General features: G+C 44.2%; 8 protein-coding genes and 2 rRNA genes. 6 read left to right on the top strand and 4 right to left on the bottom strand.

Annotated elements, in window-relative coordinates:
* The first annotated feature begins 56 nt into the window (after positions 1 to 56).
* A complete protein-coding gene (locus tag PL8927_RS15055) occupies positions 57 to 1037 on the top strand; it encodes an acetamidase/formamidase family protein (RefSeq protein ID WP_083622987.1) in 981 nt (326 codons plus the stop codon).
* 61 nt (positions 1038 to 1098) lie between these two features.
* Positions 1099 to 1908, top strand: coding sequence for a sulfite exporter TauE/SafE family protein (locus PL8927_RS15050; RefSeq protein WP_083622985.1), 810 nt, complete (start codon positions 1099 to 1101; stop codon positions 1906 to 1908).
* Between the two features lie 36 nt (positions 1909 to 1944).
* Here the strand turns inward: PL8927_RS15050 and PL8927_RS15045 are convergent, their stop codons facing one another.
* Together PL8927_RS15045 and PL8927_RS15040 are read right to left on the bottom strand one after the other, a co-directional pair.
* Positions 1945 to 2604, bottom strand: coding sequence for a hypothetical protein (locus PL8927_RS15045; RefSeq protein ID WP_083622983.1), 660 nt, complete (start codon positions 2602 to 2604; stop codon positions 1945 to 1947).
* Between the two features lie 310 nt (positions 2605 to 2914).
* Positions 2915 to 4411 (bottom strand): UDP-N-acetylmuramoyl-L-alanyl-D-glutamate--2,6-diaminopimelate ligase, encoded by a 1497-nt coding sequence (locus PL8927_RS15040; RefSeq protein WP_083622981.1) that lies wholly within the window; start codon positions 4409 to 4411, stop codon positions 2915 to 2917.
* Between the two features lie 472 nt (positions 4412 to 4883).
* Here PL8927_RS15040 and PL8927_RS15035 point away from each other — a divergent pair.
* From PL8927_RS15035 to PL8927_RS15025, 3 genes are all read left to right on the top strand, one after another.
* Positions 4884 to 6374 (top strand): 16S ribosomal RNA (locus PL8927_RS15035).
* 317 nt (positions 6375 to 6691) lie between these two features.
* Positions 6692 to 9578: ribosomal RNA gene (locus PL8927_RS15030) — 23S ribosomal RNA — on the top strand.
* Together the 16S and 23S rRNA genes form the textbook arrangement of a ribosomal RNA operon.
* A gap of 216 nt (positions 9579 to 9794) precedes the next feature.
* Entirely contained in the window at positions 9795 to 10130 is a 336-nt protein-coding gene (locus PL8927_RS15025; RefSeq protein ID WP_083622979.1) for a hypothetical protein, read from the top strand.
* A gap of 75 nt (positions 10131 to 10205) precedes the next feature.
* On the opposite strand, the gene PL8927_RS15020 is transcribed toward PL8927_RS15025, so the two are convergent.
* Together PL8927_RS15020 and PL8927_RS15015 are read right to left on the bottom strand one after the other, a co-directional pair.
* Entirely contained in the window at positions 10206 to 10853 is a 648-nt protein-coding gene (locus PL8927_RS15020) for a YsnF/AvaK domain-containing protein (RefSeq protein WP_083622976.1), read from the bottom strand.
* 150 nt (positions 10854 to 11003) lie between these two features.
* Positions 11004 to 11831, bottom strand: coding sequence for a DUF2382 domain-containing protein (locus PL8927_RS15015; RefSeq protein WP_083622974.1), 828 nt, complete (start codon positions 11829 to 11831; stop codon positions 11004 to 11006).
* Positions 11832 to 12239: 408 nt separating this feature from the next.
* Between PL8927_RS15015 and PL8927_RS15010 the strand changes: the two genes are divergently transcribed.
* A complete protein-coding gene (locus PL8927_RS15010; RefSeq protein ID WP_083622972.1) occupies positions 12240 to 13217 on the top strand; it encodes a sodium-dependent bicarbonate transport family permease in 978 nt (325 codons plus the stop codon).
* The last annotated feature ends 3 nt before the right edge of the window (positions 13218 to 13220 follow it).

Genomic DNA, 13220 nt, shown 5'->3' with positions numbered 1-13220 from the left:
GCTTTAATCCGTTTAAATTCATGTTTTAATTAAAGATCAACCGACCTTTCAATCCCATGAATCATCATACACTCAAAGCAACTTGTACAACGGTTCATTTAGGGGGATTCTCCTGCAATTTACCTCCAGCTTTAGTCATCAACTCTGGAGATTCCATTGAAGTCGAAACTTATACAGGGTTCAAAATTTATCAGGACGCACCAGCAGCCTTTCTCACCTCCGAATTAGTAGAAATTTGTCAGCATTTACCCCCAGAACGAATTGTAGGGCCAGGTTCCCATCTATTAACGGGGCCAATTTATATCCGAGAAGCACAACCGGGAGATGTTTTAGAAATTCAATTAGAGGAAATTTCTCCCCGTTTAGCAATGGGATTTAATGCAATTCGCACAGGTTGGGGCGCTTTACCCCAACAATTTTCTGAACCTCGGTTACGGTTTATTCCCTTAAATTTAGAGGAAAATATTGCCGAATTCCCTCCAAATAGTGGGATAAAAATTCCCTTAAAACCGTTTTTTGGAATTCTAGGAGTTGCTACTTCAGAAACACAACAATCTTCAATTCCACCAGGGATTTATGGCGGAAATTTGGATAACCCCGAATTACAAGCAGGTTCTCGTTTATTCTTACCTATTTTTGTTCCGGGTGCGTTATTTTCGATTGGAGATGGACATTCTGCACAAGGAGAAGGAGAGGTTAATGTTACAGCAATTGAAACGTCAATGAATGGTAGAATTAAACTGATTTTACATAAAAATATATCGTTAACATCTCCCCTTGCAGAAACTCCATCGGATATAATTACAATGGGATTTGCAGAAACGTTAGATTTAGCGTTTGAATCGGCTTTAAAACAGATGATTCATGTTTTAGAACAATTTTGGGGATTAAAGGCGGAGGAGGCTTATGTTTTATGTTCTTTAGCCGCTAATTTTAGGATTACTCAAGTGGTTAATCGTCCTCAGAAAGGAGTTCATGGGATGATTTCTAAATCGATTTTACCCATCCCAGAAACCGAGTTTCTGTACAAAGATTAATTATAATTAATAAAGGCTTGATAGAAACCTGGTTTCTGGCTCCACTAGAATTGGAATCAATATGACCTCATTTGAATTGATTATTTTGACGGTGGCGGGACTAATTGCTGGTATTTTAGCCGGATTTTTAGGAATTGGGGGAGGAACGGTTTTAGTGCCGTTATTAGTTGCATTAGGATATACACCAGTGGAAGCCGTTGCGACCAGTAGTTTATCAATTGTAATTACTGCTATTTCGGGTAGTATTCAAAATTGGCGCATGGGATATCTGCGTTTAAATCAAGTCATTGGTATTGGATTTCCGGCTATATTAACCGCACAAATTGGGGTATTTTTGGCAGAATTATTTTCTTCTCGTTTGTTATTATTTTTATTTGGGTGTCTATTATTATTGAATGTTTATTTAGTAGAACTGCGTAAACAAATAACAACCCGAAAAAAACAACAAGAAGAACAGCAAGTTTCTGAATCTACTATTTTTCCCAATCAAAATATCCTCTTTAATCCGGTATTTGCTCGAATTTTAACGGGAGGGACTGCGGGAATTTTAGCCGGATTATTTGGCGTGGGCGGTGGAATTATTATGGTTCCTTTGCAAATTCTTTTATTAGGAGAAACGATTAAAATTGCGATTCAAATTAGTTTAGGAGTGATTGTAATTACAGCTATTTCTGCTTGTGCTGGACACGCAATACAAGGGAATGTATTATGGAGTCAAGGGATTATTTTAGGAGTAGGTGGATTATTAGGAGCGCAAATTAGCACCCGATTTCTACCTAAATTATCCGATCAAACCGTTAGTTTGATGTTTAGAATTTTCTTAGTAATTCTCTCTATTTATATCTTTAAACAAGCCTGGATACAATCTTAATCCCTTCTGTAATCCTCCCTTTAGGGATGAGAATACTTAACAGCTTAATACCCGTTGAGATTGACCTTCAAGATAATGTAAGATTAAATTAATCGTATCTTGTTTTACCCATCCCTTCTGTACCGCTAATTCACCAAATTCAAGATCGGTTTGTGCTTGTTCGATTAGAATCTGATTAATTTGTTGATCATCTAAAAGTTTAGCTATCTTTAAATATTCGGCTAATGGTTTCTTGTGGGGATGCTGATAAAGGTTGGGTAAATGTTCAGCAAAAAAGTCAATTGTTTCTGGCTCAATCCAGCCTTGAGCGACTAAAATATCTCCCAGACGCAGATGATTGAGAGACATTTTTTGGACTTGTAAAGCGACTTTAATTTGAAATTCCGTTACTAACCCAGCTTGTCGAAGTAAATAACCCAGGGGTAAGCATCGAGGTTGACTGGAATTCACCCTTTTTGGTAATGCTGGAACCGGGTGGAGGTGGAAATTCGGTTGTACAATGGTTGTCTCTGGTTTCGTGACCAATTCTAACCAAGAAATCGGAATTGTAATAGGCCAAAAAACCGTTGTAAATGCTAAAACACCCCAGGAAGTTTGATCCGTTAACGGAGTTGTTGAATCTTCTACAAAGGCTTTCAAGCATACAGAAAATGAAGCCAAAGCTCCAACTGTGTAATAAGCTAATAATATTTCCATTAGACTCTCTCTTTTCTATCAGGGATGGTAGCGCTTTGAATCAAAAAAATTACAATCTCTGGTTAAATTGAGCTAATCCATTAACCAAAATTGGAAATGGAAAGTTTTATCTATCAGTAGAACTCTGGTTTTCAATAGTTCTTTTGTTATGCTATCAAGTTTTATGTTAAAGTTTCAACACTTTATTGAGATTTTTTGTAAAATTTTAGTAAAATGCTTAAAAAAAGATTGAGAGTTGAGAGAAAGATTTCACTCTCTCTCCAATCTCAACCCTCTAAAATAGACCGTTTCTTGATCTAAATCATGCTATTTATTGGATTCTTTCTGCTAAGGCATCCCGCGCTTGTTCTCGATCATCAAAATGGATTTTTTCTGTCCCCAAAATTTGATAATCTTCGTGACCTTTTCCCGCAATTAAAACTCCATCTCCGGGTTGAGCATCCAAAATTGCCCTGTGAATTGCCTCAGCCCGATCCGCAATCACAATCGGCTGTATTGTGTTAGGAATTCCTACTAAAATATCCTGCAAAATTCCTTCAGGATCTTCAGTTCGGGGATTATCTGACGTGACAACGGCAACATCCGCTAATTCTGCGGCAATTTTCCCCATTTTTGGGCGTTTAGTGCGATCGCGATCGCCCCCACACCCAAACACACAAATCATCCGACCCCGAATAAACGGACGAGACGCCTTCAATAAATTCTCTAAACTATCGGGGGTATGAGCATAATCTACAATTACACTAATATCTTGATTCGGGCTAATTTGCACCCGTTCCATGCGACCGGGAACACCCGGAAACTCCGCAATTTTTTCGACCAGGGTAGTTAAATCTAACCCCAAACTTAACCCCGCCCCCAAAGCTGCCAACAGATTCGATAAATTATATTGACCCACTAAAGGTAAATAAAACTCCGCCTCTCCTTGGGGGGTATGGAGAACGCCTTTAACTCCTGTCGGTTCATAACCCAATTGATCCGCCCATAAATCAGCCGTTGAGTCATGGGTGCTATAACTCCAAGCCCGATCTGCTAACTGGGTAATTAACCGTTGACCGAAGGGATCATCGGCATTAATAATAGCTCGACCCTTGAGATAATCGGGGCTAAATAATAATGCTTTGGCTGCGAAATAATCCTCCATCGTCGGGTGATAGTCCAAATGATCTTGAGTCAAATTCGTAAACACCGCCACTTGAAACGGACAACCCAGAACCCGTCCCTGGTCTAACGCATGGGAACTAACTTCCATCGCCCCAAATTCACATCCGGCCGCCACAGCATCGGCCAGTTGTCGTTGTAATTCAACCGAAAAGGGAGTCGTATGAACGGCCGTTTCTTGAAATCCGGGCCAACGGGCGTAAAGGGTTCCGAGTAAAGCCGTAGGATGGTCGGTGTTGCTGAGGAGGAATTCAATTAAATGGGTGGTTGTGGTTTTTCCATTGGTTCCCGTCACCCCCACCAATTGCAATTTTTCCGCCGGATGATCATAAAACGCCCCCGCAATTTGGGCGCAGGTTTGGGTCATGTCGTTGCTGGAAATAATGCAGGGTTGTTCGGCTGCGATGCGGTCTTGGGTTTTGTCGGCGGCGGTTTGGGAGATGAAGGCGGCTACTGCGCCAGAGGCGATCGCATTCGGCCAGAATTCTCCCCCGTCCACACGGGTTCCCGGCATTCCCAAGAATAAATCTCCGGGTTGACAAGCGATGGAGTTCGTTGTTAACCCCTTAACTTCTTTCTCTAAAGCGGGGTGGGATGGGTACGGCATCGGTATCCCAACTTTTGCCAGTAACTCTTTGAGCTTCATCTATTACCACTCCTCAAAACGGGACTGAATTGATTTTAACCGTCGGGCTGTTATCCCACTCCTAATCTATTGTGTTCAAGATAGGCAACACCAACAAGCCATCCTAGTCTGAAGAGTAACGACAGGGAAGCTGATTCGACAGTTAAATCTAATCTATCCTGAGTTTTCCTACAATTAAGTGCATCCTTGCCAGCCAGAGAAAGCCCCCAAACCTATACATAGAGGCAAATCAAAAATATTTTGGCAAAAGGGTTGACAAATCCAGAACTAGCTGATAGATTGATAAGAGTGTCGAAAAACAAAAGACACGCCGAACCTGGACAACTTAAGAGTTTGAAAGCCAAGTTGACACATTTTTTCTCGTCATAGGAATTCAGTCTTAGTCAAGGAGTTTAACACAAACTCTGAAATTAAGCAAAGAATTCCAAAACTTTGAGAAACAAGTTTTGGAGCCAAAAACAACAGATTCTTCAAAATGGAGAGTTTGATCCTGGCTCAGGATGAACGCTGGCGGTCTGCTTAACACATGCAAGTCGAACGGAATCCTTCGGGATTTAGTGGCGGACGGGTGAGTAACACGTAAGAACCTGCCTCTAGGACGGGGACAACAGTTGGAAACGACTGCTAAACCCGGATGAGCCGAAAGGTAAAAGATTTATCGCCTAGAGAGGGGCTTGCGTCTGATTAGCTAGTTGGTAAGGTAAAGGCTTACCAAGGCGACGATCAGTAGCTGGTCTGAGAGGATGATCAGCCACACTGGGACTGAGACACGGCCCAGACTCCTACGGGAGGCAGCAGTGGGGAATTTTCCGCAATGGGCGAAAGCCTGACGGAGCAAGACCGCGTGGGGGAGGAAGGTTCTTGGATTGTCAACCCCTTTTCTCAGGGAAGAAGAAAGTGACGGTACCTGAGGAATAAGCATCGGCTAACTCCGTGCCAGCAGCCGCGGTAATACGGAGGATGCAAGCGTTATCCGGAATGATTGGGCGTAAAGAGTCCGTAGGTAGCCCCTCAAGTCTGCTGTTAAAGAGCGAGGCTTAACTTCGTAAAGGCAGTGGAAACTGGGGAGCTAGAGTATAGTAGGGGCAGAGGGAATTCCTGGTGTAGCGGTGAAATGCGTAGAGATCAGGAAGAACACCGGTGGCGAAAGCGCTCTGCTGGGCTATAACTGACACTGAGGGACGAAAGCTAGGGGAGCGAATGGGATTAGATACCCCAGTAGTCCTAGCGGTAAACGATGGAAACTAGGTGTTGCCTGTATCGACCCGGGCAGTGCCGGAGCAAACGCGTTAAGTTTCCCGCCTGGGGAGTACGCACGCAAGTGTGAAACTCAAAGGAATTGACGGGGGCCCGCACAAGCGGTGGAGTATGTGGTTTAATTCGATGCAACGCGAAGAACCTTACCAGGACTTGACATCTCTGGAATCTTGATGAAAGTTGAGAGTGCCTTAGGGAACCAGAAGACAGGTGCTGCATGGCTGTCGTCAGCTCGTGTCGTGAGATGTTGGGTTAAGTCCCGCAACGAGCGCAACCCTCGTCGTTAGTTGCCATCATTAAGTTGGGAACTCTAGCGAGACTGCCGGTGACAAACCGGAGGAAGGTGAGGATGACGTCAAGTCAGCATGGCCCTTACGTCCTGGGCGACACACGTACTACAATGCGAAGGACAGAGAGCAGCCAACCCGCGAGGGCGAGCGAATCTCAGAAACCTTGGCACAGTTCAGATTGCAGGCTGCAACTCGCCTGCATGAAGGAGGAATCGCTAGTAATCGCAGGTCAGCATACTGCGGTGAATCCGTTCCCGGGCCTTGTACACACCGCCCGTCACACCATGGAAGTGAGCCACGCCCGAAGTCATTACTCTAACTCTTAGGAGAGGAGGGTGCCGAAGGCAGGGCTGATGACTGGGGTGAAGTCGTAACAAGGTAGCCGTACCGGAAGGTGTGGCTGGATCACCTCCTTTTAGGGAGACCTACTTCTGGGTAGAGTGCGAACATCCCAACAAAATCTAGCACCCTCAGAAGTCATCCCAGGTCGTGCGAGAACAATGAATTAGACAGAAGCTTTCAAACTCTTAAACTCAGGTTTAAAAAAACGGACAATTCAGCACCTTGCGTGAGCCAAATCAGCAAGAATGCTGGACTAGCAAGTCCAGACAGAACCTTGAAAATTGCAGAGAAACAAAACTGGCAGTAGTTCGTAGTTAGAACTTCTGATTTGAGGGAAAGGAAACTGACCCATTCAGCAGAAGAACTAATCACAAACAAAAGAGAATCAAGTGGTCAAGATAGAAAGGGCTGACGGTGGAAACCTTGGCACACAGAGGCGAAGAAGGACGTGGCGACCGACGATAAACTCCGGGGAGCTGGAAGCGAGCGATGAGCCGGAGGTGTCCGAATGGGGCAACCCAAAAACAGCCCACTGAATCAAATAGGTGGGTATGAGCGAACCGGGCGAACTGAAACATCTTAGTAGCCCGAGGAAAAGAAAGCAAAAGCGATTTCCCGAGTAGTGGTGAGCGAAAGGGAAACAGCCTAAACCAACAGGTTTACCTGTTGGGGTAGTGGGACAGCGACAGTGGACTCAGAGAGTTAGACAAAGCAGATGAAACCTGCACCAAAGAAGGTGAAAGTCCTGTAGTCGAAAACTCAAAAAGCCTAGCTGAATCCCGAGTAGCACGGAGCCCGTGAAAGTCCGTGTGAATCCGCCTCGACCACGAGGTAAGGCTAAATACTCCTGTGTGACCGATAGAGAAACAGTACCGTGAGGGAAAGGTGAAAAGAACCCCGGAAGGGGAGTGAAACAGAACCTGAAACCGTCAGCTTACAAGCAGTGGGAGTCCGATTCAACGGATGACCGCGTGCCTGTTGAAGCATGAGCCGGCGAGTTAAAGGCAATGGCAGGTTAAGACAGAAAATGTCGAAGCCCAAGCGAAAGCGAGTCTGAAGAGGGCGAAGTCGTCATTGTTTTTAGACCCGAACCCGGGTGATCTAACCATGTCCAGGATGAAGCTTGGGTAAAACCAAGTGAAGGTCCGAACCGACCGATGTTGAAAAATCGGCGGATGAGGTGTGGTTAGGGGTGAAATGCCAATCGAACCCGGAGCTAGCTGGTTCTCCCCGAAATGTGTTGAGGCACAGCGGTTGCGGAAAAATCTGGGGGGTAAAGCACTGATTCGGTGCGGGCTGCGAGAGCGGTACCAAATCGAGTCAAACTCTGAATACCCAGAGGAAAGCAACCAGTCAGACGGTGGGGGATAAGCTCCATCGTCAAGAGGGAAACAGCCCAGACCACCAGCTAAGGTCCCCAAATCACCACTAAGTGAGAAAGGAGGTGGGAATGCCGAGACAACCAGGAGGTTTGCCTAGAAGCAGCCAACCTTAAAAGAGTGCGTAATAGCTCACTGGTCAAGCGTTGCTGCGCCGAAAATGAACGGGGCTAAGTGGTGTACCGAAGCTGTGGAATATATTTTTAATGTATTGGTAGGGGAGCGTTCTGGCGTAGGGAGAAGCACTAGCGGAAGCAGGTGTGGACGAACCAGAAGTGAGAATGTCGGCTTGAGTAGCGAAAATGTAGGTGAGAATCCTACACCCCGAAATCCTAAGGGTTCCTCCGCACGGCTCGTCCGCGGAGGGTAAGTCAGGGCCTAAGGCGAGGCTGAAGAGCGTAGTCGATGGACAACGGGTGAATATTCCCGTACCGTTGGCAAATTGGTCAGGGGAACGGAGAAGGTGTGTGCTAGCCGGACGATGGTTACCGGTGCAACCGTACGAGGTGTTGAGGTCTGGAGAAAACAGACTGAGCTAAGGCGGGAGTCCGACCCTCTACGGAGGGGAAGTAGAGAGCATCAAGCTTCCTAGAAAAGCCCTAAAACCGTTAATTTGTCAATGCCTGTACCCGAAACTGACACAGGTAGGAAGGTTGAGAAAACCCAGGGGCGCGAGATAACTCTCTCTAAGGAACTCGGCAAAATGGCTCCGTAACTTCGGGAGAAGGAGTGCTTATGCAAGTAAGTCGCAGTGAAGAGGCCCAGGCGACTGTTTACCAAAAACACAGGTCTCCGCCAACTCGTAAGAGGAAGTATGGGGGCTGACGCCTGCCCAGTGCCGGAAGGTTAAGGAAGTCGGTCAGGAGTAATCTAAAGCTGATGACTGAAGCCCCGGTGAACGGCGGCCGTAACTATAACGGTCCTAAGGTAGCGAAATTCCTTGTCGGGTAAGTTCCGACCCGCACGAAAGGCGTAACGATCTGGGCGCTGTCTCGGAGAGAGACTCGGCGAAATAGAATTGTCTGTGAAGATACGGACTACCTGCACCTGGACAGAAAGACCCTATGAAGCTTTACTGTATCCTGGAATTGGGTTCGGGCTTTGCTTGCGCAGTATAGGTGGGAGGCATGGAAGTGATCCTTGTGGGGATCATGGAGCCATCGGTGAGATACCACTCTAGTAGAGCTAGAATTCTAACTATTACCCGTGAATCCGGGTAGAAGACAGTTTCAGGGGGGCAGTTTGACTGGGGCGGTCGCCTCCTAAAAGGTAACGGAGGCGCGCAAAGGTTCCCTCAGAATGGTTGGAAATCATTCGCAGAGTGTAAAGGCAGAAGGGAGCTTGACTGTGAGACCTACAAGTCGAACAGGGTGGAAACACGGCCTTAGTGATCCGACGGTACTGCGTGGAAAGGCCGTCGCTCAACGGATAAAAGTTACTCTAGGGATAACAGGCTGATCTCCCCCAAGAGTTCACATCGACGGGGAGGTTTGGCACCTCGATGTCGGCTCATCGCAACCTGGGGCGGAAGTACGTCCCAAGGGTTGGGCTGTTCGCCCATTAAAGCGGTACGTGAGCTGGGTTCAGAACGTCGTGAGACAGTTCGGTCCATATCCGGTGCAGGCGTAAGAGCATTGAGAGGAGCCTTCCCTAGTACGAGAGGACCGGGAAGGACGCACCGCTGGTGTACCTGTTATCGTGCCAACGGTAAACGCAGGGTAGCCATGTGCGGAGTGGATAACCGCTGAAAGCATCTAAGTGGGAAGCCCACCTCAAGATGATTGCTCTCACCCGTTTAACGGGTTAAGGTCACGGGCAGAACACCCGTTTATAGGTGTTAGGTGGAAGTTCAGCGATGAATGCAGCCGAGACACACTAACAGACCGAGGGCTTGACCTCTATTCTCTACTCCAGTTTCTCTGCAATCTTCAGTGTTTCTGAATAATTCTGAATAATAATGTACCTAGCTTTAGGTATATGGTGAATTTAAAATAAAATATTCCTATACTATTATTTTTACCATCTCCAAGTTTGTTATCATGACGGAGATGGTAATTTTTTTTACTTTATCTCAACAAACAAAACTAATCTTCTCTATCTTAAGAAAGATTACAAATGACTGAATATGAAATAGCCACCGAAAGTGAGATTGTGGCACAGCACAAAGCCGAGTTTGAACAAGGAAAACCTTCTGGGTCTGCCTCGATGTTAACTTGTCCCGACTGTGGGGGAGTTTTGTGGGAATTACAAGAGGGAAATTTACTGTGGTATGGTTGCCATGTCGGACACGCTTATTCTATTGATAGTTTGCTGGAACAACAAGGGGATGATGTTGAGCGGGCGTTGTGGTCAGCAATTCGGGCGTTAGAAGAAAAAGCAGCTTTAGCACGGCGGATGGCAGCCCAAGCCCAGAGAAACAAAATCGAGCGATGTCAGAAAGCCAATTTTTAAAACGAGCACAGGAAGCGGAGAAACAAGCCTCCTTAGTGCGTCAAGCGATGATGCAACAAATAGAAACCCACTAAGCTACTCTTTGGACTCTTGAACTTCCGTTTTCACCACTTGAACTCTCTCTTCAGATAAAGGAATTTCTGCTAAGGTTTGATCATCTTTTCCGACTTGTTCAATCACAAGTTTTTCCCGTCTAAGAGGAACCTGGACAAAATCAGTTTCAATTTCTTTGCGAATAATAACTTCTCCAACTTTACGGCGTTCGCGTTCAACGATTAATCTTTCTTCTTTTAAAAGAATCGTCAGATTATCTACAACATTCGGTTGATTTTCAGAAGACGGTAAAGGTAAGGTTGAATCGGGTTCATCCGTTTCAGAAAAAGATTGCAGGGGTGTGGGAAAATATTGCTGAGGATTGGATAAATTCAAGTTTGTATTGAGAAAAGGTTCTAACTCTGGTGTTCGCTCAATAAACAGTAAGCGTTCAGGAATATTGGCTTGTTTTATTAAGTTGGCTTTCAATAATAATAATTGCTGACGATTTTCAGGGGTAATCTTTAAAGGGACGACTAATTCCGGCTTTCCTTGGGGATTGGAAACAACATCAACCACTTGACCCACAACTTCCCCATCTAAGGTTTGAATCCAACATCCTTTGAGTCTTTTCGCTAATCGTTCAATCTTGCTATTTTTTTGATAACCTTCAGGATAAGAATAAACCATTTTTACCTCTTTAGAAGTTGGGAATTAAAAAAATTACTAAAAAATTGAAAAAAAGATAAATGATCACAAAATCATCTTTTCTGTAGAGATATTCAGGGGAACACCTCTACAGAAAAAATTACTAGCAAGGGAATAGAATTAACCTAGGGTTTAAGAGTTGTCTTTAACCACAGGTTGTCCATCGGTTTTAACATTCAATTTTTCCCGACGCAGTTTTTCTTTTGCGGTCACGGTATCCCGATTAACTTCTTTGTGAACATTGACTTCTTCGGTCACAAAAGCTTGCTTGCGAATATCCGCCGTTTCTTCATAGACATCGACGCGAGCCACTTCTCCTTCGCGGAAATCAGCATCGCCGGGGTTAACAGGTCGTTCACCTGTTGGAGTCGTCCGTTCAACGATCACACGCTCTTTTTCCACGGGAACACTCGCCCGTTCTGTGTGGGTTTCTACGGTTTTACCTACCGTAACCGTCCCTGTTTTTTGACGTTGTTTATCAGCAATTAACCGTTCTTCGTAGAGCTTGATTGTGCCGTGATTTTGGGCATGGGTTTGGTATAAATCCGGCTCAGAATCGTACTGATAACTACTCCGGTCATACTGGTTTTTTTGAGATTTAGAAGTCCGATATCCCGCCCGAACGCGCTCTTCATAATCGTAGTCTACCGTCATATTATCATTATATTCGGGTAACGCTTCTGCTTGATTTTTAGTAAATCCCAGGGCGTACAGACGTTTATTTGCATAGTCGATTTGAGCACGACCAACGGGGAGTAAAACTTTTTTACCAAAGACCCAAAAACCCGTATCAATCACAAAATAACGGAAATATCCATTCTCATCAATTAAAGCATCGTAAACTGTCCCAATTTTTTCATTGGTAGTATCTGCATAAACATCAAATTTCTTAATGTCTTTGCCATCAAAAATCTCTTCTTTGTAATGGGGATAAGCATCTTTTATTTTTAACAAAGTCATCTTGGTATTCCTCAAATACTATCCCTTAATCATGTCAGAAATAACGAGATTTTTGTTGTGTCATTAGGTAGATATTTGCCTCTATCTGAAGATGTACAATATTTTAATTGTATTTTTAAATTTGAGCAAAAAAACAAAAACGAAAATAAATATAGCAACCCTAAATAGGTGGTAACATTTTAATACTAATATGAAACAACCAGAAGTATTACCCCCTGTTCTCTGTTCCCTGTTCCCTTTTAAGCCTAAATTTTGAACACAAGATATTGCTGAGTTAGATATTTAACGGTTTTTTAGTGCTATAGCCTCAATTAAGAAAATTTTTAGAATTTTGTCCCCCTTCTGTTAGTATATTTTCTTTAAATCTTGATTAAGATTTTTTCATCACCTCTACCTCAACTTTAATTTATGGATGGAAATCTGATTTTATTTAACATCCTCAACCCTCCGGTACTGTTTTTCTTCTTGGGGATGCTAGCCGTTTTTTGCAAATCCGATTTAGAAATCCCTCAACCCTTGCCAAAACTGTTCTCATTGTATTTGTTATTGGCAATTGGATTTAAAGGCGGTTACGAGCTATCAGAAAGCGGGATTAATGCCCAAATTGCCTTGACACTTCTGGCTTCTATTGTCATGGCAGTTTTAGTTCCTTTCTATAGCTTTTTTATTTTGCGCCTCAAACTAGATGCTTATAATGCGGCGGCTATTGCAGCGACTTATGGTTCCATTAGTGCAGTGACATTTATTACTGCTAGTTCCTTCCTAGAAAAAGTACAAATTCCCTATGGCGGACACATGGTAGCATCACTCGCTTTAATGGAATCTCCAGCCATTATTATTGGGATCGTTTTAGTGAGGATTTTTGCTCCCTCTAAGGAGGCTGAAAATAGTTCATTGTCTTGGGAAAAAGTTTTGCATGAATCCTTCTTAAATGGTTCCGTTTTTCTATTAGTTGGCAGTTTAATTATAGGACTGTTAACCGGAGAAAAAGGATGGGAAAAATTGCAACCCTTTACTCAAGGAATTTTCTATGGTGTTTTAACATTCTTCCTCCTAGATATGGGATTAGTGGCAGCAAAACGAATTCGGGAACTGAGGAAAGCCGGATCATTTTTGATTGCTTTTTCTATCTTCATTCCCCTTGCTAATGCTGTTTTTGGGATTATCATTGGTAAACTATTAGGATTTGGTCAAGGGAATACATTACTCTTTGCTATTCTATCTGCGAGTGCTTCCTATATTGCAGTTCCAGCGGCGATGCGAATGACTGTTCCTGAAGCCAACCCTAGTATTTACGTTTCTATGGCCCTTGCCCTCACATTTCCCTTTAATATTATTGTGGGAATTCCTCTGTATTTAGAAATGATCAAACTAATCGGAGTGTAGAGA

The sequence above is a fragment of the Planktothrix serta PCC 8927 genome, assembly GCF_900010725.2.
GTDB classification, from domain to species: Bacteria; Cyanobacteriota; Cyanobacteriia; order Cyanobacteriales; family Microcoleaceae; genus Planktothrix; species Planktothrix serta.
Note: the sequence above shows the minus strand (reverse complement) of the source record. Positions and strands in the feature narration are given on the sequence as shown.

Excerpts from the sequence above, each read along its gene's own strand:
- PL8927_RS15040 (WP_083622981.1), bottom strand. The coding sequence starts at position 4,411 with ATGAAGCTCAAAGAGTTACTGGCAAAAGTTGGGATACCGATGCCGTAC.
- PL8927_RS15045 (WP_083622983.1), bottom strand. The coding sequence starts at position 2,604 with ATGGAAATATTATTAGCTTATTACACAGTTGGAGCTTTGGCTTCATTT.
- PL8927_RS15055 (WP_083622987.1), top strand. The coding sequence starts at position 57 with ATGAATCATCATACACTCAAAGCAACTTGTACAACGGTTCATTTAGGG.
- PL8927_RS15010 (WP_083622972.1), top strand. The coding sequence starts at position 12,240 with ATGGATGGAAATCTGATTTTATTTAACATCCTCAACCCTCCGGTACTG.
- PL8927_RS15020 (WP_083622976.1), bottom strand. The coding sequence starts at position 10,853 with ATGGTTTATTCTTATCCTGAAGGTTATCAAAAAAATAGCAAGATTGAA.
- PL8927_RS15025 (WP_083622979.1), top strand. The coding sequence starts at position 9,795 with ATGACTGAATATGAAATAGCCACCGAAAGTGAGATTGTGGCACAGCAC.
- PL8927_RS15015 (WP_083622974.1), bottom strand. The coding sequence starts at position 11,831 with ATGACTTTGTTAAAAATAAAAGATGCTTATCCCCATTACAAAGAAGAG.
- PL8927_RS15050 (WP_083622985.1), top strand. The coding sequence starts at position 1,099 with ATGACCTCATTTGAATTGATTATTTTGACGGTGGCGGGACTAATTGCT.